The organism is Streptococcus pseudoporcinus LQ 940-04 (assembly GCF_000188035.1).
Classification (GTDB): domain Bacteria; phylum Bacillota; class Bacilli; order Lactobacillales; family Streptococcaceae; genus Streptococcus; species Streptococcus pseudoporcinus.
The window spans coordinates 848,022-872,613 of sequence record NZ_AEUY02000005.1; the positions used below are offsets into that span (position 1 = coordinate 848,022).

Sequence of the window (24,592 nt, forward strand, 5' to 3'; positions counted from 1 at the left end):
TGGAATACTATTGTAGGGTATGGAAAACTTAGTCTCATCATTTTTGGCAAGGCAATATTGAAGGAATAATTTCGGGTTTCTCATGGTCTGGAAATATTGAAACAGAGCTTTCTAAACAAGCTAATTGTCAATGCTAGAAGCCGTTACTAAAACTAATACCTGTTTTTGAAAGATTTGTAATAAAAAAGGCATAATTCTTGAGAACTTTATGTGTTAGAATATATGAGTTATATAAAACACGAAGAAAGGAAGTTTGATGACGCCCATTCAGTTATTAGGATTTCAATTATCGATTATAGTGTTTTATTTTTCTGAAATTAGTGTTCTGAGTTTCTTTTCAGATTTAAAACTCCCTTTTTGGAAAAAAATGTTGATTACCGCAGTGGCTTTATTCTTTAATCAAATGCCTATACTAGCTCCGCTTTTGATTGACCCTCTGCTCTTTTGGATAATCTTAGTTATACATAAGCACCGTGTACTTAGCTGTCGAACCCTATACCTCGCATTGGCTCCTAGTGTTTTTGTAGATTTGGTATCGCGTTTTTTAGCCTCCTGTTTGATTCCTTATCTTTTTCAGATTCATGTCCGAGAGACGGATCACCTATGGATTAATTTATTAGCTTACCTCTTACTCTTTCCGAGTCTCCAACTGTTTTCGTATTTGATTGGTAAGGATTATAAAAAGATATATGAAAATGAGTATTCTGAAGATGCCAAGCGATTTGTTACAATTATGCTGATTTTTATTTTTGCTTATTACATTGATGTTTTTCTCATTTTAGGTTTCGAAGACCCATTTTTGTTCTACCTTTATCCAAATAGCGTCCCTCGATCCTATCAAATCTTTTATTTAACATTTTCGATTATTTTTTTATTTTTACTAGCTTATTTTAACCGCTTATCTAAGTTACATTTGGAAAAAGCATTGAGAAGGGAAAAAGAAAATTACATCGAAAATTTAGTGCATTACGGTAATCATTTGGAAAAGCTGTATAAAGAAATTACAGTTTTTAAAGACACTTATTTTAATAAACTAGCTATTTTAGGGAAAGCTATTGAAGCAGAAGATATTCCCTTAATTCGAAATGTTTATGAGTCAACGGTTACAGAGTCTAAGGAATACTGGGATGATAAGCATTATAATATTTCAAAATTAAGCAATATAAGGATGCCTTCTATTAAGAGTTTATTATCTGCAAAAATTGTAAAAGCTGAGAAATTGGGCATAACAGTCAATCTGGAAGTTCCGGATCAGATAGATAATACTTATATTTCTCGTTTTGATCTCTTGCTTCTTATCTCTATTTTTTGTGATAATGCTATTGAAGCTGCCATCGAATCAGCGGCTAGAACGATCACTATTGCTTATTTTAAATCAGAGGAAAAGCAGATTGTGGTTGTTATGAACTCATGTCTGGAAAAACAAGTTAATATTAATCGTATTTTTAAAGAAGGGGTTTCAACAAAAGGCCAGGGGCGAGGGATTGGTTTAGCAAATGTTTTAGATATAGTGCAAAAATACTCCAATCTAAGCCTAAGCACTCAAAGTAAAGATTATACTTTTCAACAGCTGATAACAATTTCAAAAGAAGGCGGAATCTAATGGGGAACAATTTGCAAGTTATTCTGTTTTGTTCTATTGTATTTATGGCAGATTGGTTTATTTTTCAAAAATGCACTAGTATCTCATTATCTTTAGATAAAATCGCTGGAATTTTTGTCATTTTTTTAAGTTTAAACTTTTTAACAGCTAGTTTTATTGTCGTAGATCCTATCTTGTTAGTAATTGTTAGTCGTTTATTTTACCCAAGTAAGAAATGGTCAGAACATATTTTCTATGGCTTTTTTTCAGTTATGTTGGTAGAAGTTGTCTTTCGAGTAATATCGGGTATTATTTTGCCCATTGTGACCGGTTTTACCGTAGAAAAGATTACTTCTAATTTCACGCTGCTAGAGCTCTCTTATCTATTAATTCTTCCTGTAGCCAATCTTTTTAATTTTATATTCGGATTTAATTTTAACTTGATAAGGTTTATTTCTCATAGTAAATTAAAAAACTGGTTGATCGGTATGAATACACTGATGATAGCTTACTATTTAACTATTCATTTTTTTGTCAATTTTCATACACCTTACCAATCTTATTTTCTAAAGTACCGCACTTTCTTCATTTTTATCTATCTAGCCCTCATGATGACTGTCGTTATAAAACTTGATCGTTTTGCTAAAGATCAATTGCAATCTGATATTAAGCAAGCAGAAAAAGAAAGAGCTCATTATTTAGAAAATTACAATAATCATATTGAACAACTTTATCGTGATATTCGAATCATAAAACATGATGCTGAAAATATCATGATTAGTTTAAAAGACAGTATTGATCGTGGCAATCTTGATGATATTTCTTATGTTTATCATAATATTGTCAGAGAATCAGGTACAGCTATGGAAAGTTTAGGTCCAGATTTGAACTCTTTAGGAAATATCAAAGAAGCTGTTATTAAATCGTTGATTAATGCAAAATTACTTGAAGCAAAGCAACAAGAAATTGATGTCTATCTCGAAGTTCCTGATACTATAAGTGAAAATTACATTGAAATATTAGATTTAGTACCAATTTTATCAAAACTATTTGATCATGCTATTATGACGGCAAAAGGTGGTAGAAGGCCTTTTATTTCAGTTGCCTATTTCCATCAAGGTAAGAAGCAGTTTTTCATTATTGAGAATAGCACAAAAATAAAGAGAGTTGACATTAGCCAATTATTTGATGACAATAGAAAACAGGTGGACGAAATGTCAGAAAGTTCAGCCTTTCTTTCTGATATACTAGCTGGCTATCCCAAAGTTGTTTTTTCTTCAAAAAGTGACCATTACCGCTTAAGGCAATGTTTAGAAATGGATGATTAAAATGAATATTTTTATATTAGAAGACGACTATATCCAACAGGGCCGGATAGAGTCTGTTATTGAAGAGATTTTAAAAGAGCAGAAGATCGCGAAATCTTATATGGAGGTTTTTTCTAATCCACAAAAGCTCCTAGATAGTATTCATGAACGTGGAGAGCATCAACTTTTTTTCTTAGATATTGATATCAAAGGCGAAACAAAAAGGGGATTAGAATTAGCAGCGGAGATTCGGATGTTAGATTCTAATGCTGTTATTGTGTTCGTTACGACCCACTCTGAATTTGCACCTATTTCATTCAAATATAAGGTTTCAGCACTTGATTTTATTGATAAAGCTGTTGACAATGCCCAATTTAAAGAACAAATTCAAGAATGTATCCTCTATACAAGACAGATGATGTCAAACCATGAGACAGAAGAAGTATTTTTATTTGAAACGCCTCAAACTCGTCTTCGGTTACCCTATAAAGATATTTTATATTTTGCCACCTCGACAACTCCCCATAAAGTCTGCCTTTGGACTCAGACAGAACGTTTAGAATTTTATGGTAATTTAGCAGAACTTCAAGAAGTTGCCCCCAAACTATTTCTTTGTCATCGTTCATTTTTAGTGAATTTGGAAAATGTAGTGCGAATAGACAAATCTCATCAATTGGTCTATTTTGAAAATGGGGATTCCTGCCTAGTTTCGCGTTTGAAAATAAAGCATTTAATCGAAAAATGGGAATCATTTAACTAAAAAAGTTAACATTTTAGGACAAATTTTCGACATTTTAGGAAAAATAACTGAAAAACCTGTATTTTTATTTATAATAATCTTATAGATAAAGACTGAGGTCGTTTTAAATCAGAAAGTTATTCCCCAATTCAATCAAAATATTGTTTTCTCTCTCCATAAAAACAAATAGTATTTTTGATTTAGCTTTACTGATGGTTACGATTAGAATTTGTCTTTGTTTGGATATGAAACTGATTTTATCAGTGAAGCCTAGATTATTCTAGGCTTTTTCTTTTCTTATCAGCCCTATTTCAGATCAATTAGACAGTAAATCCCTTTACATGCTTATCAATTATAGTCGTGGCTTTTTAGTAGGGGTCCCTTTATCAGTGAGAGATGCAATCATTTTGTGACTGACTGAGCACTCCTGTTATGCCATTTCACAATAAGGGAACGTTTTTTCTTTTTGTGAAATTTGGGGATAAATATACAAGGTTTTAAGGTAAAACTGAGAGGGTCTGCTATGTTTAACTTGGGTAAAATCTAAGATAGGTAAATACTATTAGAAGGTTGTCTCTAAACGTTTCCCAAAAGCCTGCTCTTTTAAAGCAGATTCTGATTAAACCTATGAAAGTAAATTCAGGGCTTTATTTCTATTTAGATATTAGTTATTAAGAAGAAATGGCGAAAAAGGTTTCTTACGATGAAGCCTGCTTTAGTAACTAATAGGGAAATAAAAATGAGATTATCGCCTTATCTGAAAAGCTCTGGAAGCACTTTTATCCCTGAAATGAATAGAGTTGAGGCTTTTTTATTTTTTATGGTATAATGATACTAATTTAGATAATTGGAGTTACATTTTGAAAAAATCCTATCGTGTCAAGCGTGAGAAAGATTTTCAAGCCATCTTTGGTGGAGGGAAAAGCACAGCAAACCGAAAATTCGTTATCCATTTTTTAGAAAAAAAACAAGACCACTTTAGGGTGGGCATTTCGGTCAGCAAACGCCTTGGCAATGCGGTGACTCGAAACGCAATCAAGCGAAAAATTCGACATATCCTTATGGAATTTAAGGATTATCTTAAAGAAGATGATTTTGTCGTGGTTGCAAGGAGAGGTGTTGAAGAATTGGATTACCAAGCTTTAAGGCAAAATTTAAAACACGTCTTAAAACTAGCAAAATTACTCGAGGAAGGTTTTGAAAGTGAAAAAGAAAATTAAAATAGCAGGGTTGCTTCCTTTGGCAACCTTACTCGTTGCCTGTGGGAGAAATGATATTTCTGCTCATTCCGCAAGTGGCTGGGATCAGTTGGTCTATTTTTTTGCCAAGTCTGTTCAGTGGTTGTCTTTTAATGGGTCTATTGGTTTAGGAATTATTCTCTTTACTCTCCTGATTCGTCTCTTGCTTATGCCTTTATTTAATATTCAAATTAAATCAAGTCAAAAAATGCAAGATTTACAGCCTGAACTTAAAAAAATCCAAGCTAAATATCCAGGGAAAGATAGCGAAAGTCGTATGGCATTGGCAGATGAGACACAGGCCCTCTATAAGAGTAATGGTGTTAACCCGTATGCCAGTCTATTTCCACTTATTATACAGATGCCTATTATGATTGCCCTCTTCCAAGCATTAACAAGAGTTCCCTTTCTTAAGACAGGTACTTTTTTATGGACAGAGCTCGCGCAGCATGACCACCTCTATATTTTACCAATTCTGGCAGCACTTTTTACTTTTTTATCAAGTTGGCTAACCAACCTTGCGGCTAAAGAAAAAAATATGGTTATGACAGTCATGACCTATATGATGCCCTTGATGATTTTTTTTATGGGATTTAAACTGGCTAGTGGAGTTGTGCTTTATTGGGTAATTTCAAATGCCTTCCAAGTTTTTCAGTTACTCTTACTGAATAATCCATTTAAAATCATCGCAGAAAGAGACCGTCAAGCAGAAGAAGCCAAAGAACGCCGCCTTAGGGAGAGACGGGCTCGCAAAAAAGCATTAAAACAAAGAAAATAATAGGGAGTATTTTTTATGGCCTTATATACAGGTAAAACAGTTGAAGAAGCGATTGAGGCAGGCTTAAAAGACCTGCAAATTCCACGCTTAAAGGCGCATATTCGTGTCATCTCTAAGGAGAAAAAGGGATTTTTAGGAATTGGCAAAAAGCTCGCGCAGGTCGATGTTGAAGGGATAAACGAGAAAACCGTTTATAAAGCTGACAAAAAGGCTGTTCGTGGGGTGCCCGATGACATTAATCGTCAAAATGCACCAGTCGTTAATCCAGATCAATCAGCTAAAGAAATCACAACTAGTCCAACTGGAGATGAAAAAACAGTCTCTTTACAAAGTTCAAAAACTGACAGAGACTTAGCAGATCAAGCTCAAAGTGTTAAAACGGACGACAATTCACACGAGACCTCAGTTTCAACAGAGATTTCAGAGACCGAAGACACAGCTGAAGCAAAGCATAGCCAAGAAGATACTTCCTTTGATACCTTTGTTAAAAGTGACTTCTCAGAAGACACTACTAGTAAGGATATTGAAAAAGCAACAGAAGAAGTCACTGACTATGTGACTAAAATTATCTATGAAATGGATATTGAGGCGACAATTGAAAAGAGTTATACAAGACGTCAAATTAACCTAAAAATAGATACACAAGAAGCTGGTCGTGTGATTGGTTATCATGGTAAAGTTTTAAAATCTTTACAACTGTTAGCGCAAAACTTTTTACATGATCGCTATTCAAGGAATTTTTCAGTTGCCTTGAATGTTCATGATTATGTTGAGCATCGTACTGAAACCTTGATTGATTTTACTCAGAAAGTAGCTAGTCGTGTACTTGAAAGTCGAGAAAACTACACCATGGATCCGATGAGTAATAGCGAGCGTAAAATAGTTCATAAAACAATTGCTAACATTGAGGGCGTGGAAAGTTTTTCCGAAGGAAATGACCCTAATCGTTATGTGGTTGTTAGTCTTGAAAGCTAAATCTGTGGCTAGGAGACTGGGATAAAAGTTTAAGCTCAAATATAAAAAGTGAACAAGACAGTATTCTGAGTATCAGAAAACGAGTTTTGTTCGCTTTTTGGTTTTCATTTATCAATTGGAAAAATTAATGGCAGGGAATCTCAAAAATTACTATCTTTTTGTCCCTGACTCTTTTTGGAGTTCTTTTTCAAGTGTAGTGGGTAGATAAAAAACTAAGGTCTAACAAGGACCCTATTCCCTGTCATCTGGATTCTTAAATTAAGCAAGTGCCTTGTTCCTCACTTCAAGGAGTGCAGGGCTGTTATGCTTTTCTTGATAGTATTGATGCTTGTAAAAAGAGATATAATCATTATCATCAACGATGAGCTTTCAAATGCCTTGTAAGTTTTGAGGCCCTAACCCCCCCTGTTTTCAAATGACCAAAAAATTCTCAATCGGAATGTTAGTCATACATTTACCTACTAGTGACATGGATCCCTATAATATCAAATTGTGATGTATAGTGTTGTAGTGACTCCCAGTCGCTCTGAATAAGTTGAACTAGCCTCCATAGTTAATCTTAAATTCTCTATAACCAAAGGGTTATCAGTCTGTACTGACATGGTAGGTAACGGTAGTGCTACCCTATAGGTCTCTGCTTGCCCTTAAATAGGCTTTTGATGGATCAATCGGTCAGTTTGTCCTAAAAATTCTGCTTGAACTCCTTTAGTGATCACCTTCTAACTATAGTTATTAAGGAAGTGACTGCTTCAAGGAAATAAGAGCAAAGAGATAAAGGAACTAATTCAAGAGATTTATAACATGCCACAGAGAAAATTATGGCTACCATCACATGCTTTTTAAACTTAACAATCGTAGCTTAACCATCAACCATAAAAGAGTCTAAATGTAGCATAGGGAATGTTCTCCTTATTATGAGGAGCAAGATTCATGTCTCAAATGAGTGTCTTGGACTATTTCGAACAACTTGACGGTTTATTTTTCAGTGAGTGGCGAAAAATATAGACGAGACCAAGGAAGTAGGTTAGGAGCAGGACATCTTGTAAATCAGTCACCTCATGGTCTGATTCCAGCAATTAAGAAGAGAGAAGAAAGGTGGAGATATTAAGTAAATGGACTATTTAATCTCAAAAAAGCTAGAAATTTCGTGATTTTTGCTTTTTTGGATTAAGTTTAAGTGTCTTAAATTGACTTGATGTCAACTAATCTCAAAAATTAAGACACATACCAATAGGAAATAAACCTTGACAAGGGGGAGGATATATAATAGAATATTAAGGTATGTTTAGTAACTGATATCACAATAGCCGGCTAAACGAATACGAAAATCTATGAGGAGGTATTCACTGTGAAACGTACTTATCAACCAAGTAAAATCCGTCGTCAACGTAAACACGGATTCCGTCACCGTATGTCAACAAAAAACGGACGTCGCGTGCTAGCTAGCCGTCGTCGTAAAGGGCGTAAAGTATTATCTGCATAATTGCGAATACACTATAAAATTAAACCAGGAGTGCTCGAGACTCTTGGTTTTTTTGTGTCTTGAAATTACTTTTAAAAGGAGGTGAAAATGATAAATTTGCGAAAGTATTTTTTAAATCGTCTAAAACTATTGAAAACGCTTTTATTGCTGTTATAATAAGGATTGTGAACGTTCTCTAAAAATTACAAAGAAGGAGAAAAGATGCCAGATTATATGACAAAAACAGAGTTTTTAAGACAAATTAAAGATGGCATTATCATCTCTTGCCAGGCCTTGCCGGGAGAACCTCTTTATAGTGAAGAGGGAGGTGTGATGCCTCTGATGGCGAAAGCTGCCCAAGAGGCGGGGGCCGTTGGGATAAGAGCCAATTCTGTTAGAGATATTAAAGAAATCCAAGAGGTTACTGATTTGCCAATTATTGGCATTATCAAAAAAGATTATCCTCCCCAGGAACCTTTTATAACGGCTACCATGAATGAGGTGGATCAACTGGCTGCACTTGAGATTGCTGTTATTGCCTTTGACTGTACTCGCCGCGAACGCTTTGACCAAAAAACTATTGAGCAGTTCATCAAAGAAGTTAAAGTGAAATATCCCTATCAGTTATTAATGGCAGATATTAGCACTTACCAAGAAGGGGTTCTAGCCTACGAGGCAGGAGTTGATTTTGTAGGTACGACTTTATCTGGCTATACCTCTTATAGTCGTCAAGAAGATGGACCGGATTTAGCCTTGATGGCTAATCTCTGTAAGGCAGGAATTCCTGTCATTGCTGAGGGGAAAATACACACGCCAGATGATTTGAAAAAAGTTCATGATTTGGGTGTTGCTGGCATTGTTATTGGTGGTGCCATCACTAGACCAAAAGAAATTGCCCAGCGATTTATAAAGGTCTTGAAATCGTAATGTAGAAAGGGATTGCTCGTGCAGAAACATTCAATAAGAACAAAGCAAGATTATCTTGGTTATTTATTTATTGGTCCGCAGATGCTTTTAATGCTGATATTCATCCTTTATCCTGTTGTCAAAGGATTTAAGATGAGTTTATATTCCGTCTATGGGGTGGATTCCTATTTTGTCGGGCTTGAGAATTTTAGTCACCTTTTGCAAGATACGGTCTTTGTTAAATCAATCTTAAATACCATTTTCTTTGTTGTGGCTATTGTCATATTGACAATCCTATTTGCTTTATTTGTTGCAACAACTGTTTATGATAAAAACAGCAAGTATGTTTCCTTCATTCGGGGTGCCTACTATTTGCCAGTCATGGTTTCTATGGTTGTTATGAGTATTGTTTGGAATTTCTTGCTAAATCCGTCAAATGGCTTAATTAGTTTTTACTTTGAACAGCTTGGAGTAGGGCATCTAAATCTTTTGGGGAATACAAAAACGGTAATGCCGATTATTGTCTTTGTGACCTTTGTAGGAAATGTTGGGCAAGCAATCATCCTCTATTTGGCTACCATGATTGGGATTTCTCAAGACTATTTTGAAGCGGCTCAATTAGATGGTGCGACAAGGTGGCAGAGGATTCGTCATATTATTATTCCTTTGGTTAGACCAACGACAGCATACTTAGTCGTTATTAACATTATTGCAGTTCTGAAAATTTTTGTTGTTATTCAATTGTTAACAGGTGGGGGTCCAAATAATGCGTCTGTTACAATGATGTACTATCTCTATCAGAATGCTTTTGTTTACAATAACACGGGAGCAGCTGCAGCAATTGGTGTCTTAATGTTCTTGATTGCTTTGTTACTAAGTGTTCCTCAATTGCGATCATTTATTAAAACAAACTAGTGGGAGGTGTTTGTGTGAAAAAATTAAAGCGTATGGAGGGATTTGATGTTATTACTAATATCATCGTCTTTATATTGGCTATCATGTTTTTACTACCTCTGTTCTGGTTGCTAACGAATACTTTTAAAACCTCTTCGGGTATCTATCAGATGCCACCTGATATTTTGCCCAAACAGTGGTACTTAGGAAATTTAGCGGAACTTTTTAAAGGTCAACCAACCTTAAGATGGATCTTCAATAGTTTTGTCGTTTCTTTCTTAACAGCTCTATTAAGTGTTTATATTTCAGCTCTTGCCGCTTACGGTTTTTCTAAACTTCAGTTTAAAGGAAAAACTGTCTTATTTATCATTGTTATTGCTTCAATCATGATTCCAAAGGAAACTTTCATAGTTCCTCTATTTGATATCATTGAGAAACTACACTGGGTAGATACCTATCAGTCCATGGTAGTTCCGAATTTAGCAACAGGTTTTGGAACTTTTATGCTCTATTCCTATTTCAAAGTGATTCCGGAATCCATTCGCGAATCAGCAAAATTAGATGGTGCGAGTGAGTGGACGATCTTTACCAAACTGATGTTCCCTATTGTTAAACCGGGAATTGGTGCCCTCTTTATTTTGAACTTTGTGACGGCATGGAATGACTACTTATGGCAACTATTGATGGCTAGGAGTAAGGAGATGAAAACCCTGACGATTGGTGTTGCAAGTCTTCAACAAGATATTAACCCTAATATTGGCTTAAAAGTAGCCGGGGCAGCAATTGCTGCGCTCCCTATGATTGTCATTTTCTTTTTGTTTCAACGCTTTTTTATAAAGGGAGCTACTGATGGTGCCCTAAAAGAATAAAGCTTGCACTGGCTTATTTACCTATTTTGAAAGGAAAAACTGTATGAAAAAGAGTATTTTACGCTTAGTAACCCTTGCACTAATCCCTCTGCTTGGTTTGGCGGCTTGTTCCACAAAAGAAGCGGATAAAAAGAAAAAAGACCAAAATGAAATTGAAGTTTGGTTAACCCCGCAATGGAAAGGAACTTATAAAGGGGATGAAAAAGGAGCTGATTATGATAGTTTCTTTAAAACAGCCGCTAAGATGTATGAAAAAGATCATCCTGGTAAAAAAATTTCCGTTCAAGTTATCCCTGGTGAAGAACGTGATAGTAAACTAAGTGTGGCGACACAGACGAAGACTTTGCCTGATATCTTTTTTGAATCAACTTTCGCTATCTCTGACTTAGCCCATCAAGGATTATTAGCACCGCTTGATTCCACTATTGATCAAAAAAATAAAGCTGATATCTCTAAATCAGTCTGGGATAATGTCACAATTAATCATAAAACCTACTTTTATCCATTTGCTCAGAATCCAGGAATGCTAGCTTACAACGCAGACATGTTTGAAAAAGCGGGGCTCCAAAAGTACCTAGCTGATAAAGATAAGATTGCTAACTGGTCTCTGGAAGATTTTCAAATGATTTTGAAAAAATTAAAAGAAAGTGATAGTCACATCACACCATTAGGCTTCTATGCTAAAAATAATCAAGGTGACACTTGGACAATGATGTATTTAAGAATGTATGGAAGTAGCTTCTTTGATAAGTCAGGTAAACTCAATGTGAATGATAAAAAAGGTGTCCATGCTTTAGACTATATCAAGGAATTAAAGGATAAAAAAATGATTACCTCTGGGGCAGAATCATTAACAAGTAATGATGTGAATGCCATGTTCCAAAATAAAAAGGTAGCTATTAGTTTTACTAATGCAGTATTATACAAGGGAATGCTTGACAGTATGGCAGCAGGAACAGTCAATAAGTTTGATGCACGTCTAGCCAATATTCCAAGTGTCGATGGTCCTAAGTCCTTCACATACGTTTTAGGGTCAGCAGTCTTTAATACAAATGGGGATAAACGTCAAAAATTAGCAAAGGATTTTGTTAAGTATTATTCTGAAAATAAAGAGCTGATTAAAGCAAGTATGAATTTTATGCCTGTACGGAAATCACTGGTTGAGCAAGAAAAAGCAAATCATCCAATGCTAGAAACTTATATTAATAATGATCAGTATGTTATTAACTTCTCTAATAACACATCAGGGTATGTAGAAGTTAGAAATGCCTTGTTCCCAGAAATTCAGGCTGTGTTAACTGGTGAGAAAACCTCAAAAGAAGCTCTTGACACATTTGTAGAGAAAGGGAATAAGGCCATTTCTCAAGGGATCAAACGTTCAAAAATCCTAAATAATAAATAAACATATTGCTTAATACGGCTTTTGAACTCATGTATGGCTTAATAATAAGTCCAAGACAATTTTAGAACGTTTAAGATTAGATTAGAATTCTCATAAAATAGGATTTATAATCATTAGTTTCGGTATAAGTATTCTGCTAGATTTGAAAGTGTTAATTAGGTGTGAAAATATAAAAAGGAGTTGGAGATGCTATCAGAAAAATTAGTAAAATATCAGGGAGTCATTCCAGCATTTTATGCTTGCTATGATAAAGAAGGTCATATTGATCCTAAAGCCGTTCAAGCGCTAACATCCTATTTTGTTGAAAAAGGAGTCAAAGGCTTATATGTCAATGGTTCTTCAGGAGAATGTATCTATCAGAGTGTAGAAGACCGAAAATGCGTTCTCGAGAATGTTATGGCAGTGGCAAAAGGAAAATTAACGATCATTAACCATGTCGCCTGTAATAACACTAAGGATAGTATCGCGTTAGCAGAACATGCTGAACGCTTAGGCGTGGATGCTATTGCTGCTATTCCGCCAATCTATTTCAGATTGCCTGATTATGCTGTCGCTGATTATTGGAATCACATTTCAAAAGCAGCTCCAGCTACCGATTTTATCATCTATAATATTCCACAACTTGCTGGAACGGCTCTGAGTCCTAGTCTTTATCAAAAAATGTTAGAAAATAAGCAAGTTATTGGTGTCAAAAACTCATCAATGCCAGTCCAAGATATTCAGGTATTTGCAGCTCTTGGAGGTGATCGTCATATTGTATTTAATGGTCCTGACGAACAGTTTTTAGGAGGACGATTAATGGGAGCTGCTGCTGGTATTGGAGGCACATACGGAGTTATGCCAGAATTGTTCTTGGAACTGAATCACCTGATTGCAGAAAAAGAATTAGAAAAAGCATACGACCTGCAAGGTCAGATTAATGATATCATAGCGCTGCTTGTATCGGGGCATGGTCACATGTATGCTATCATCAAGGAAGTTCTGCGGATTAATGAAGGGCTTGATATAGGCTCTGTTCGGTCACCATTAACAGAATTAAGAGAAAGTGATTATAGAATATGCCAAGAAGCTGCTGGCCTTATTAGATTAGCTAAAGAGCGGTTTTGTGAAAGTCGGTGAGTAAAGAATGACATATTATTTAGCCATTGATATAGGTGGAACAGCAATTAAATATGGTTTAGTAACTGAGCAAGGGCAACTTTTAAGAAAAGAAGAAATTCCAACGGAAGCTTCAAAAGGTGGGCCCAGAATCTTAGCTAAAGTTTTATCCTTAGTAGAAAATTATCACAATCAAGTCACCCTAGCGGGTGTAGCTATTTCTACAGCGGGAATGGTGAACCCTGAAAGAGGAGATATTTTCTATTCAGGTCCACAAATTCCTAATTATGTAGGGATATCCTTTAAAGAATCAATCGAAGAACAATTCAATATCCCATGTGAAGTAGAAAATGACGTTAATTGTGCCGGCTTGGCAGAAGCTATTTCTGGTAGTGCAAAAAATACTAAAGTTGCTGTATGCTTAACAATTGGAACGGGTATAGGAGGATGCTTTTTGCTGAATTCACAAATCTTTCATGGTAGCAGTTTCTCAGCTTGTGAGGTTGGTTATATGCGGCTTGCTAATAGTCAGTTTCAAGAGTTGGCATCAACGACAGCATTAATAAATGATGTTGCGAGAAGACATGGTGATCAGCCTGATGATTGGAATGGACGGAGAATTTTTGAAGAGGCAAAAGCTGGGAATCAAGACTGTATAGCAGCCATTGACCAATTGGTAGACTATCTGTGTCAAGGGATAGCTAATATATGCTATGTTGTGAATCCAGAGTGTGTTGTTTTAGGTGGTGGCATCATGGGACAAAAAGTTTACTTATCTCCTAAAATCAACCAAACCTTGGACAAGTATTTGGTTCCTAGTCTCTCCAAGAAAACCAAGGTTGTCTTTGCCAGTCATGAAAATAATGCAGGAATTATGGGAGCTTACTACCACTTTAAACAAAGACAGCAGGTGTAACGTCACCTCCAAAAAAGTTCTAAATAGGCATTTAGAACTTTTTTACTTTATAATAGTGTGCTTAAAAATCTCCTCTTTCTGAGCTTTATTAATAGCTGATACATAAGCATATATAATATCCATCATAATGAGGAGAGGAAATTGGGGCGAAATACGATTGCCATAATTCAATTTATGGTTAGAAGCAACGGGAATAGTGTCGATGTTTTTTGGAAATACCTGATTATTGTTGGTTGTGAGCAGAATAACCTTGGCTCCCTTTTGGCTAGCTTTGTCTAGGGCCTCAATAACAGACTGTGTTTTACCAGACAAGGAAAAGCCGAAGACAAGACAGTTTTGATTGACAAGACTATTGGCCCAAGTAAAGCCATCTGTGTCAGAATAAGCATCACAAATTAAGCCAAGTCGCATAAACCGTAGTTTCATTTCTTGAGCGACAAGAGCAGAACTTCCTTTTCCATAGAAGTAGATTCGCTCTGCCTTGTCAAAATAAGTAGCTAGATTTTGGAGTTTTGACTCATCTACTAGGTCGTAAGTTTTATTAATTAAAGTATCGTAATCAAATAGGACCCTCTTGGTTAATTCCAAATGAAAAGGCTGGAAATTTACCTTGGATTCTTGTAAGCTTTTGCTGTACTCAAAGGAAAAAGCCCGGTAGCCGGCAAAGCCACACTTTTTAGCAAAACGGGTCAAAGCCGATTGGGAGATATGCAATTGTGTTATGATACTGGTTGCTCGTAGATTTTGATCATCTAATTCGGTTTCAATAAAAAAGCGAGCAATCTTTTTTTCTAGGTCGGTCATTTGGTCTAAAGCATCTTCAATTTGGCTAATTAAGCGATGGTCTCTACGCATTTTATATCCTCCTGTAAACCTTACCAAATCAGTATACCATAAAAAAAGGGCGTCTAAGCTTGAAAACAGAAGGCAAGGCTTTGTCTGGTTCCAGTCGATCATCGTTGCTAGTTAGGGGAGCTAAAAACTAAGTGCAAGCTACAAGCTGTCTGGAATTAAACCTAGCATGTGCAACCTTTAAACTTATGTTATAATAGTCAAACAATGTTGTGTGAAAGGAAGAGCTAAGCATGTTTGAGATTTTTGATACGCATACCCATTTAAATAGTGATCATTTTAGAGGTAGAGAAGACGAAGAATTAGCCTTAGCTAAAGAAATGGGTGTCACTTATCATAATGTCGTCGGTTTTGATCAAGCGACCATTGATAGGGCTTTAGTATTGGCTCAACAATACCCAGAAGTTTACGCTACTATTGGTTGGCATCCAACGGAAGCAGGTTCCTACACTCAGGACATAGAAGAGATGATTGCTTGTCATTTGAAGAATGAGAAAGTCATTGCTTTAGGAGAGATTGGCTTAGATTATCACTGGATGGAAGATCCTAAAGAAATTCAGATCAAGGTTTTTAAACGACAAATTCAGTTGTCAAAAGATTATGATTTACCCTTTGTAGTGCATACAAGAGACGCTCTAGAAGATACTTACCAAGTTCTCAAGGAAGTAGGTGTCGGCCCTCGTGGAGGAATCATGCATTCTTATTCTGGTTCATTAGAAATGGCAAACAAATTTATTGAGCTTGGCATGACCATTTCCTTCTCGGGAGTGGTCACTTTCAAAAAAGCACAGGATATTCAAGAAGCAGCACAGCAATTACCTCTAGACAAAATCTTAGTAGAGACCGATGCTCCTTACTTAGCACCTGTTCCAAAGCGTGGGCGGGAGAATCGCACAGCCTATACCCGATTCGTGGTCAATAAAATCGCGGAATTGCGGGGACTTTCAGTGGAGGAAGTGGCTAGCGCTACGACAGAAAATGCGAAAAGGATTTTTAGAATTGACAGATAAAATTAAAATTCAAGAGGTTATTGTGGTAGAAGGCAAGGATGATACAGCCAATTTGAAACGCTTTTATGATGTTGATACTTATGAAACGCAAGGCTCTGCCGTTAATGAGAAAGACTTGGAGCGGATTGAACGTTTAAATGATTTACGTGGGGTTGTAGTCTTTACAGACCCAGATTATAATGGTGAACGCATTCGTAAGATCATTATGCAGGCTGTACCAACAGTTCGTCATGCTTTCTTGAAACGTAATGAAGCTATACCAGCATCTAAATCCAAGGGACGGTCCTTAGGAGTTGAGCATGCCTCCTTTGAAGATCTGCAAAGAGCACTAGGAAAAGTAACTCAGGCCTATGATGATGACAACCAATTTGATATCACAAGTGCAGATCTAATGCGTTTAGGCCTCACATTAGGTCAGGAAAGTCGTCAAAAACGTGAATTTTTGGGAGACCAGCTACGTATCGGCTATTGCAATGGCAAACAACTCTTGAAACGTTTGCAACTATTTGGCATTAGCTTAGCAGACCTTGAAGAAGCTATGGCTTATTATAAGAGCTAAACACCAACAATCGCAAGAAGAAGCTGTGATTGTTCTTAATCGGTTTTATTAATAATAAAAAGACAGTATGCTTGTTAGTGTGCATATCTTGCTATTACAGAATGTGATGAGAAATATGTTACAATAGAGAAAAGAAAAAGTGGGAAAAAGAATACATGAGAATTGCAGATTACAGTGTCACTAGAGCTATCCTTGAGCGTCATGGTTTCACTTTTAAGAAATCTTTTGGGCAAAACTTTTTGACGGATACAAATATCCTACAAAAGATTGTTGACACGGCAAGAATTGACAAAAATGTCAATGTTATTGAAATTGGACCAGGTATTGGTGCTCTGACAGAATTTTTGGCAGAGCAGGCAGCCGAAGTCATGGCTTTTGAGATTGATGATCGTCTCCTACCGATTTTAGCGGAAACACTCAGAGATTTTGATAATATTCGGGTTATCAACCAGGATATCTTAAAGGCTGATTTGCAAACACAGATTCAAGGCTTTAAAAATCCGGAATTACCTATAAAAGTTGTAGCCAATTTACCATATTACATTACAACACCAATCTTAATGCATTTAATTGAAAGCAAAATCCCTTTCCAAGAGTTTGTGGTCATGATGCAAAGAGAAGTCGCCGATCGTATTTCAGCAAAACCTAACACCAAAGCCTATGGAAGTTTGTCCATTGCTGTTCAATATTATATGGCGGCTAAGGTGTCCTTCATTGTACCGAGAACAGTATTTGTACCAGCTCCAAATGTTGATTCTGCAATCTTGAAAATGGAACGTCGTGTAGAACCTTTAATTAAAGTGCAAGATGAAGATTTCTTCTTCCGAGTTGCTAAAGTTGGTTTTATCCACCGTCGTAAGACCTTATGGAATAACTTGACTAGCCATTTTGGTAAATCTGAGGAGACCAAAAAGAAGTTAGAGGAAGCTTTAGAATTAGCAGGTATTAAAGCAAACATTCGTGGTGAAGCCTTAACTATCGAAGAATTTGGAAAATTAGCTGATGCTTTGAAGTCAGTTGGTATTTAAATCTAAAGTCCTTGGGTTAAAAGAGCTTACTCTTTGAAATTCTTTATCATCCCTTTTTCAATTGATAAATGAGACACAAAAAGTCAACAAGACAGAATTCTATCTTGTTGGCTTTTTGTATTTGAGCTTAGATTCTTGTCTCAGGCTCTTTATTTTTGGTTAGTTTAAGAAGTTCGAACTAACTAAAGTGATAGTTAGGTTGGTTTCTAGCCTGTTTTTTACACCATCATCTACATAAATAGTGCCTTATGGCTTTGAACGATTAATTCATCAAAGAATTTTCGTAAAACGATTTTTCCACCTTGAAAGCTCTCTTCTTGAATGACTAGAATTTCAAGGTGAATATTTTGGTAGCCAAATAAGGCATTGGCGTATTGAAGTGTAATCTCATTTTCGAAATCATCAAGGCACAGATGAGCAATATTAATCATTGCCTTTTTGACGGCCCTACGCACCCTTTGTAGCATAATCTTTTGACAGTGAGCATCTATTGATAAATGCTGTTCGAAATTGACCTTTTCAAAGGAAATATTGTGAGTCAACATAAGTTTACAAATGGTCATGATATCGGCATAGCCTGCTTCCGCAGTGATTCCTAAATAGGATAGAATGGATCGAATTTTTTCTAATTGCCTTTCTTGTATGCTATCTTGGGTTTGTTGTGCCAGAGTAGGTCCTAAAAGTTCTTGAATCAGCTTTAACTTAGCCTCCATCTGAATGCTTTCTTTGACCTTATTAACAACTGATCGTACTTCAACAATATTGATTGGTTTATTGATAAAAAACTCAATGCCCGCTTGATAAGCATCTTGCCTGAGGCCTTCATCTTTGACCTGTGAAATCATAATAAATTTGAGTTTGGGTCGTGCTTGGTGAATTTTTTCAACCAGTGTCACGCCATCTAACTTTGGCATTAATAAGTCAACTAAAACAATATCAATATCTGAAACTAATAAATCATGGTAGGCTTCAGTTGCATCATTTGTTGTTTTACAAACAATATGGTTAAAATCCTCTTCGATGATTTCTTGAAGCACCATTGTCACAGAGGGATCATCATCTATAATGTAGAATTTCATACACTAACTCCATCTACTAATTGCTTCTTGCTTAAGTTAATGGTGAAAATAGCACCTTTAGGTTGGTTGTTAGAACAAGAGATAGTGCCTTTAAATTGTTCTTCAACGATAACCTTCACATTGGATAGTCCTATACCTCGGTAAATATCTCCATTTGCATCAAATTTTGTGGAAAAACCCGATTGAAAAATAAAATTTTTCATTTTATCAGAAATACCAGGACCGTTATCACTGACGGTAATGGTAAGTGTCTGGTCATTTTCTTGAGTTGAAACAACGATCGTACCATTTTTCTGATCACCAATAGCTTCAACGGCATTTAATACAATATTGGAAACGACCGTGAGAAGGAAATAATAGTTGGTGATAGTCATCTTACTTTGAATATGCTCGGTAATAATAATATCTTGCTGATGAGCCTGAATGAGGCTACGGATATATGACAGAGCAATGCGGAAAATATCTTTTACAGACATGCTTGACTCATTTTCTACGCTAAAGTAGGTGCCTAAACCTTTAATAACATTTTGATAATCTTTTTTTATCTCGTGGACATCTCTTGCGATATCTAAAGATAAATGCTGGTATTCTTGCGGTAATTGATGTTTAGCGAGCTCTTTATCAAGGAGATAGGCATTTTTCATGATATTCTCAATTTCAAGGATATTTTTCTGCATAAAGTAAACTTCACTTTTAACGGCAGAGGTTGACCAAATAAAATAATAGTAACGCTGTTCATGGTAATCCTTAAGAAGTAAAAGGGTCAAGTAACTATAAGTATATGCCAGTGCACAGCTAATCAGTGCCCTTACTAGGGCAGTCAGAAAAAGAATCTGAAAAATGTTGACAGTATAGTTTTTAAAATTAAGTAATAAACTGATTTCTAGAATATTTGAAAGGTAATCACAGATGATAATAGCCAGAAAAAACGTCCCCTTATTTCTGTAGGAACGGTTCCAATATAAAAAATAAAAACAGAAGCCGTAACACAAGTAAAACACGACATCGGTGAAGACAAATTCCAAAATTTTCAGAGAGGATGCTTCCCCAACGAGGGCCAGGATAAGTCCTCTAAAGATTGGAGAAACTGCTGCAATTCCTAAACAAATATGAAAAGGGTTGACATCGTCATTAAAGTATAAAAAAACTGGCAAGATAAAAAGAGATAAGGTTAAGATAAAACCATCTGTGATTGTAGAAATATGTATCTGTGCAGCTAAAGCAATAGTAATAGCGGCAATAACAATCCGTTGTCGTCGCTCGAGGTGATTTTCGGTTAAAATATCAAGCATATCAATTCCTAAAAATTTCTATTTGAAGATTTTTGAATATTGTTGAAGATTTGTGAAAGCGCTAACTACAATCTAAGTATAAATAAAAAGGAGGTAATAAGCAATGAAAAATTTACGAAACCGTAATTTTCTAACCTTATTGGATTTTACAACACAGGAAGTTGAATTTCTCTTAAATCTTTCTGAAGATTTGAAACGTGCGAAGTATGCTGGTATCGAACAACAAAGATTAGTTGGAAAAAATATTGCCCTCATTTTTGAAAAAGATTCCACACGTACCCGTTGTGCTTTTGAGGTTGCTGCTTATGATCAGGGAGCTCGTGTTACTTACCTAGGGCCAACAGGAAGTCAAATGGGTAAAAAAGAAACTGCAAAGGATACAGCTCGTGTTCTTGGTGGGATGTATGATGGCATTGAATATCGTGGTTTTTCTCAAAAAACTGTTGAAACCCTCGCAGAATTTGCTGGTGTTCCAGTGTGGAATGGTTTAACAGATGCTGATCACCCAACGCAAGTACTAGCTGACTTCTTAACAGCAAAAGAATGCCTTAAAAAACCTTATAAAGATATTCGCTTTACCTACGTCGGAGATGGCAGAAATAATGTGGCTAATGCTTTGATGATTGGTGCTTCGATTGTTGGTATGACCTATCATTTGGTTTGTCCAAAAGATTTAAACCCTGACCCAGAACTTTTGGCTAAATGTCAAGAAATTGCTAAGAAAACGGGTGCAGTTATTGAAATTACAGATGACATTGAAAAGGGTGTGCTTAACTCAGATGTTCTTTACACAGATGTTTGGGTATCAATGGGTGAGCCAGATGAAGTCTGGAAAGAAAGAATTGCTCTTTTAGAACCATACCGAGTAACACAAAAAATGATTGAAATGACCAAGAACCCTAATGTTATTTTTGAGCATTGTCTACCTTCCTTCCATAATACTGACACTAAAATTGGCAAAGAAATTTATGAAAAATATGGCTTAAAAGAAATGGAAGTTTCTGATGAAGTCTTTGAAGGCCCTCATTCTGTTGTCTTTCAAGAAGCTGAAAACCGTATGCACACTATTAAAGCAGTCATGGTTGCAACCTTAGGCGACTAGGAGGAGCAAGTATGGCAAAAATTGTTGTAGCATTGGGCGGAAATGCACTTGGAAATTCACCGGAGGAACAACTTAAATTGGTTAAAGGGACAGCCAAGTCTCTTGTTGCTCTCCTAAAGGCAGGTCATGAAGTCGTTATTAGTCATGGTAATGGTCCTCAAGTTGGTGCTATCAATTTAGGAATGAATTATGCTGCAGAGCATGGACAAGGGGCAGCCTTTCCTTTCCAGAATGTGGTGCCATGAGTCAAGGTTATATTGGCTATCATCTTCAACAAAGTTTGTTAAATGAAATGCGTAAAGAGGGCATTCAGCAAGATGTTGCCACCATTGTGACGCAAATTGAAGTTGATCCAAAAGATAGTGCCTTTCAAAATCTAACAAAGCCAATAGGAAGTTTTTATGATAAAGAAACCTCTGAACAAATAGCTGCTGAAAAAGGCTATACTTTTGTTGAGGATGCAGGGCGTGGTTATAGGCGAGTTGTTGCCTCTCCTCAACCAGTAGACATTTTAGAATTAACCAGTATCAAGACTCTCATTGAATCTGGTACTCTAGTCATTGCAGGAGGTGGCGGCGGCGTACCAGTCATTAAGAATACTGAGGGCTCTTATCAAGGTGTTGCAGCGGTTATTGATAAAGATCAGTCAAGTGCTTTATTAGCAGGAAAATTAGAAGCAGATCAATTAATTATTTTAACAGCAGTTGAACATGTTTACATTCACTATGGGAAGGAAAATCAAGAAAAATTGACCCAGGTACAGACTAGAGATTTGATTGAGTATGTAAAACATGGAGAATTCGCTAAGGGCAGTATGCTACCTAAAATAATAGCTTGCTTGAGTTTTCTTGATCATAATCCAAACGGAAAAGCAATCATAACCTCTTTAGATAGCCTAGAAAAAGCTTTGGATGGTGCCACTGGCACACACATTACCAAATAAAAGCTTTGGAGGCATGAAAAGATAAGGGATTATCTATTTTTCATGCCTTTTTCTATGCTATTAGCCTTCAAATACTAATAAGAACTGTTAAAGGGAGAAATGATATGAAAAATAAAAATGAAGGAATAGTAGCAAAAAAAGCTTTTCGGATGCCGGGAGCCTTCACGATACTATTTATCTTAACAATAATTTCGGTAATGGCTACTTACGTTATACCGTCAGGCTCTTATGCGAAATTGCTCTATAATGCTGAAACCTCCAAATTAATGATTACAGAACCATCAGGCAAGGTCAAAAATCTAGCAGCAACACAAAAAGAATTGGATAAGATAGGTGTCAATATCAAAATTCAAGAGTTCACCTCAGGAGCTATTAGCAAACCCATTTCTGTGCCCAATACTTATAAAAGGTTAAAACAAAATCCTGCTAGTCTAAGTGACATTACGACAAGTATGGTTAAAGGAACCATTGAAGCTGTTGATATTATGGTTTTTATCATGGTCCTTGGTGGTATGATAGGGGTGGTTCGCCGAAGTGGGGCTTTTGAGTCTGGCTTAATTGCTTTGACGAGAAAGACCAAAGGTAGAGAGTTTGCACTTATTTTTTTAGTTTCATTATTAATGGTATTAGGGGGAACCCTTTGCGGTATTGAAGAAGAAGCAGTTGCATTCTATCCCATTCTCGTACCTGTTTTCTTGGCTATGGGCTATGATTCTATTGTCTGTGTGGGGGCTATCTTCTTAGCTAGTTCAGTCGGGACTTCTTTCTCGACAATTAATCCATTTTCATCAGTGATTGCCTCAAATGCAGCCGGTATTAGCTTTACAGAAGGTCTAGCATGGCGGGCAATTGGATGTATTGCAGGGGCAATATTTGTTGTGGTTTACCTTTACTGGTATGCTAAAAAAATTAAAGCTGACCCAAGTTTTTCCTATTCCTATGAAGATCGAGAAGAGTTTAATAAGAAATGGGGTCTGGTAGCAGGACTCTCAGAAGCAAAATTTACCGTCAGACAGAAGATTATACTCATTCTATTTACGGCCTCTTTTCCTTTAATGGTTTGGGGCGTTATGTCTCAAGGTTGGTGGTTTCCAACAATGGCTTCCTCCTTTTTAGCCATCACAATAATCATTATGTTTCTTGCAGCAACTGGCCCAAATGGGATTGGTGAAAAGGGAGTGGTTGATGAATTTGTTGATGGAGCAGCTAGCTTAATTGGAGTATCCTTGATTATTGGTTTGGCTAGAGGTATTAATATTATCTTAAATCAAGGCTTTATATCTGATACCATGCTGTTTGGAGCTTCAAAAGTAGCCTCCCATGTAAGTGGTCCAATCTTTATTATCGTGATGATGATTATTTATTTCTTTTTGGGCTTTGTTGTTCCGTCTTCCTCAGGGCTTGCTGTCTTGTCAATGCCAATTCTGGCACCTTTGGCTGATACAGTGGGGATACCGAGGTATCTTGTCGTTATGGCTTATCAATTTGGCCAGTATGCTATGCTATTTTTAGCGCCAACTGGTTTGGTTATGGCAACTCTTCAAATGTTAGACATGAAGTATTCACATTGGCTGAAATTTGTATGGCCGGTTGTCACTTTCCTACTTGTCTTCGGTGGTGGCATGTTGGTATTTCTTGTCCTTATGGCAGGTTAGACAGGCTTGATTTCTAATTCATAGAGAATTTGAGACAACAGTCTAAGCTCAAAGGTAAAAAGCGAATAAGACTCGTTTTCTGATAGTCAGAATTCAGTCTTATTCGCTTTTTATATCTTATTTATCAATTTGAAAAAGTGGTGATAAAAAATTTCAAAAATGATCCTCTTTTTGTCTCAGGTCCTGTATTAATCAGTAATTCTTAATGCTTTTTTTAATTGTTCTACTTGTAATTTGCTTAGAGCTTTGGGATTTTCTTTGGCTAAAACGTGCATTTTGAAGGCTATCTGAGGATTAGCTTTTAATGCTTTTTCCTGATCAGCCTTTAATTGCGGAGCAAGCCGAGTTAATTGTTGTGCCTGTTTTGGTGTGAGCACCAGCCAATAATCCTTCGGAATGATTGCTTCAGCTTTTTGAGAAATTAGTTCATTATTTTCTCCTCCAAAGCCAAACATAAGTTTATCAAAATGAGTTTTCCAGACATACCGTTTGGTTGTCGTTATTAAATAGGCCTTATCACTACCAACTTGCTTGTAGTTAGCAGATATTTTAATGGCTTCATTAATTTTCTTTTTATTAGGGACAAAATGGGCTCTGGGTTTTTGATCTGCTTTGTGATCTCTATAAATAAGGATATGGTGATTTGATTGACGACCAATTTTTTGAGTAATGAGAAGACCAAAGTTGGCTTTGACATCACCAGCAGAATAAATTTCCTGCTTAGTGACTTTTGTGTCAACTGTCATCCCTCGGTGGTTAACGAAGTGATCTGTTAGATAGAGGGTGCTAGCTAGGAGACTAAGCAGTGACAGGGTTCCTAAAAGATATCTTATAGGTTGTTTTGGAATATACATCCAAGTTATAAAGGATAGCACAGTTGCCACAATAATGATTAATAGAATCATC

General features: G+C 36.3%; 22 protein-coding genes and 1 pseudogene. 19 read left to right on the top strand and 4 right to left on the bottom strand.

What is annotated here, in order from left to right; genetic code table 11:
- Window positions 1-256 precede the first annotated feature (256 nt).
- From STRPS_RS05520 to STRPS_RS05580, 13 genes are all read left to right on the top strand, one after another.
- A complete protein-coding gene (locus STRPS_RS05520) occupies window positions 257-1,603 on the top strand; it encodes a GHKL domain-containing protein (protein WP_007892385.1) in 1,347 nt (448 codons plus the stop codon).
- Complete coding sequence (locus STRPS_RS05525) at window positions 1,603-2,910, top strand: sensor histidine kinase (protein ID WP_007892267.1); 1,308 nt, start codon at window positions 1,603-1,605, stop codon at window positions 2,908-2,910. Before STRPS_RS05520 ends, STRPS_RS05525 begins: the two co-directional genes overlap by 1 nt.
- A 1-nt stretch (window position 2,911) precedes the next feature.
- Window positions 2,912-3,649 carry a response regulator transcription factor gene (locus STRPS_RS05530; RefSeq protein WP_007892591.1) on the top strand — a complete coding sequence of 246 codons (738 nt, stop codon included), beginning with the start codon at window positions 2,912-2,914 and terminating at the stop codon, window positions 3,647-3,649.
- Between the two features lie 839 nt (window positions 3,650-4,488).
- Window positions 4,489-4,848 (top strand): ribonuclease P protein component, encoded by a 360-nt coding sequence (gene rnpA / locus STRPS_RS05535; protein ID WP_007892570.1) that lies wholly within the window; start codon window positions 4,489-4,491, stop codon window positions 4,846-4,848.
- Entirely contained in the window at window positions 4,832-5,644 is an 813-nt protein-coding gene (locus STRPS_RS05540) for a YidC/Oxa1 family membrane protein insertase (RefSeq protein ID WP_007892348.1), read from the top strand. Before rnpA ends, STRPS_RS05540 begins: the two co-directional genes overlap by 17 nt.
- A gap of 15 nt (window positions 5,645-5,659) precedes the next feature.
- The gene (jag, locus tag STRPS_RS05545) at window positions 5,660-6,619 is read left to right on the top strand and encodes an RNA-binding cell elongation regulator Jag/EloR (protein ID WP_007892561.1); all 960 of its coding nucleotides are present in this window, start codon (window positions 5,660-5,662) and stop codon (window positions 6,617-6,619) included.
- Window positions 6,620-7,967: 1,348 nt separating this feature from the next.
- The gene (gene rpmH / locus STRPS_RS05550; protein ID WP_000831903.1) at window positions 7,968-8,102 is read left to right on the top strand and encodes a 50S ribosomal protein L34; all 135 of its coding nucleotides are present in this window, start codon (window positions 7,968-7,970) and stop codon (window positions 8,100-8,102) included.
- A 201-nt stretch (window positions 8,103-8,303) separates the two neighbouring features.
- Entirely contained in the window at window positions 8,304-9,008 is a 705-nt protein-coding gene (locus tag STRPS_RS05555) for an N-acetylmannosamine-6-phosphate 2-epimerase (protein ID WP_007892269.1), read from the top strand.
- Window positions 9,009-9,026: 18 nt separating this feature from the next.
- Window positions 9,027-9,902: a carbohydrate ABC transporter permease gene (locus STRPS_RS05560; RefSeq protein ID WP_007892367.1), complete on the top strand. Its 876-nt coding sequence runs from the start codon at window positions 9,027-9,029 to the stop codon at window positions 9,900-9,902.
- 14 nt (window positions 9,903-9,916) lie between these two features.
- A complete protein-coding gene (locus tag STRPS_RS05565) occupies window positions 9,917-10,750 on the top strand; it encodes a carbohydrate ABC transporter permease (protein WP_007892309.1) in 834 nt (277 codons plus the stop codon).
- Between the two features lie 43 nt (window positions 10,751-10,793).
- Window positions 10,794-12,152 carry an ABC transporter substrate-binding protein gene (locus STRPS_RS05570; RefSeq protein ID WP_007892517.1) on the top strand — a complete coding sequence of 453 codons (1,359 nt, stop codon included), beginning with the start codon at window positions 10,794-10,796 and terminating at the stop codon, window positions 12,150-12,152.
- A 186-nt stretch (window positions 12,153-12,338) separates the two neighbouring features.
- Window positions 12,339-13,271 carry a dihydrodipicolinate synthase family protein gene (locus STRPS_RS05575; RefSeq protein WP_007892279.1) on the top strand — a complete coding sequence of 311 codons (933 nt, stop codon included), beginning with the start codon at window positions 12,339-12,341 and terminating at the stop codon, window positions 13,269-13,271.
- Between the two features lie 7 nt (window positions 13,272-13,278).
- A complete protein-coding gene (locus STRPS_RS05580) occupies window positions 13,279-14,166 on the top strand; it encodes an ROK family protein (RefSeq protein ID WP_007892355.1) in 888 nt (295 codons plus the stop codon).
- A 42-nt stretch (window positions 14,167-14,208) separates the two neighbouring features.
- Here the strand turns inward: STRPS_RS05580 and STRPS_RS05585 are convergent, their stop codons facing one another.
- The gene (locus tag STRPS_RS05585; protein WP_007892357.1) at window positions 14,209-15,021 is read right to left on the bottom strand and encodes a MurR/RpiR family transcriptional regulator; all 813 of its coding nucleotides are present in this window, start codon (window positions 15,019-15,021) and stop codon (window positions 14,209-14,211) included.
- A gap of 230 nt (window positions 15,022-15,251) precedes the next feature.
- Between STRPS_RS05585 and STRPS_RS05590 the strand changes: the two genes are divergently transcribed.
- The 3 genes from STRPS_RS05590 to rsmA all read left to right on the top strand — a co-directional run bounded on the left by STRPS_RS05590 (window position 15,252) and on the right by rsmA (window position 17,615).
- Window positions 15,252-16,028 (top strand): TatD family hydrolase, encoded by a 777-nt coding sequence (locus STRPS_RS05590; RefSeq protein WP_007892619.1) that lies wholly within the window; start codon window positions 15,252-15,254, stop codon window positions 16,026-16,028.
- The gene (gene rnmV / locus STRPS_RS05595) at window positions 15,997-16,587 is read left to right on the top strand and encodes a ribonuclease M5 (protein WP_007892260.1); all 591 of its coding nucleotides are present in this window, start codon (window positions 15,997-15,999) and stop codon (window positions 16,585-16,587) included. Before STRPS_RS05590 ends, rnmV begins: the two co-directional genes overlap by 32 nt.
- Before the next feature lie 155 nt (window positions 16,588-16,742).
- Window positions 16,743-17,615 (top strand): 16S rRNA (adenine(1518)-N(6)/adenine(1519)-N(6))-dimethyltransferase RsmA, encoded by an 873-nt coding sequence (gene rsmA, locus STRPS_RS05600; protein ID WP_007892481.1) that lies wholly within the window; start codon window positions 16,743-16,745, stop codon window positions 17,613-17,615.
- A gap of 230 nt (window positions 17,616-17,845) precedes the next feature.
- Here the strand turns inward: rsmA and STRPS_RS05605 are convergent, their stop codons facing one another.
- Together STRPS_RS05605 and STRPS_RS05610 are read right to left on the bottom strand one after the other, a co-directional pair.
- The gene (locus tag STRPS_RS05605) at window positions 17,846-18,694 is read right to left on the bottom strand and encodes a DNA-binding domain-containing protein (RefSeq protein WP_007892305.1); all 849 of its coding nucleotides are present in this window, start codon (window positions 18,692-18,694) and stop codon (window positions 17,846-17,848) included.
- On the bottom strand, window positions 18,691-19,986 hold the full coding sequence (locus tag STRPS_RS05610) for a sensor histidine kinase (protein ID WP_007892535.1): 1,296 nt from the start codon (window positions 19,984-19,986) through the stop codon (window positions 18,691-18,693). The genes STRPS_RS05605 and STRPS_RS05610 overlap by 4 nt, the downstream gene beginning before the upstream one ends.
- A gap of 103 nt (window positions 19,987-20,089) precedes the next feature.
- Here STRPS_RS05610 and argF point away from each other — a divergent pair, with 103 nt between their 5' ends.
- The 3 genes and pseudogenes from argF to STRPS_RS05625 all read left to right on the top strand — a co-directional run bounded on the left by argF (window position 20,090) and on the right by STRPS_RS05625 (window position 23,686).
- Window positions 20,090-21,088 carry an ornithine carbamoyltransferase gene (gene argF, locus STRPS_RS05615; RefSeq protein ID WP_007892563.1) on the top strand — a complete coding sequence of 333 codons (999 nt, stop codon included), beginning with the start codon at window positions 20,090-20,092 and terminating at the stop codon, window positions 21,086-21,088.
- An 11-nt stretch (window positions 21,089-21,099) separates the two neighbouring features.
- Window positions 21,100-22,031: pseudogene (arcC, locus tag STRPS_RS05620) on the top strand (carbamate kinase).
- A 104-nt stretch (window positions 22,032-22,135) separates the two neighbouring features.
- Entirely contained in the window at window positions 22,136-23,686 is a 1,551-nt protein-coding gene (locus tag STRPS_RS05625) for a YfcC family protein (protein WP_007892381.1), read from the top strand.
- Between the two features lie 188 nt (window positions 23,687-23,874).
- Here STRPS_RS05625 and STRPS_RS05630 read toward each other — a convergent pair whose 3' ends face one another.
- Window positions 23,875-24,591 carry a DUF4811 domain-containing protein gene (locus tag STRPS_RS05630; protein ID WP_007892243.1) on the bottom strand — a complete coding sequence of 239 codons (717 nt, stop codon included), beginning with the start codon at window positions 24,589-24,591 and terminating at the stop codon, window positions 23,875-23,877.
- Window position 24,592: the final 1 nt, after the last annotated feature.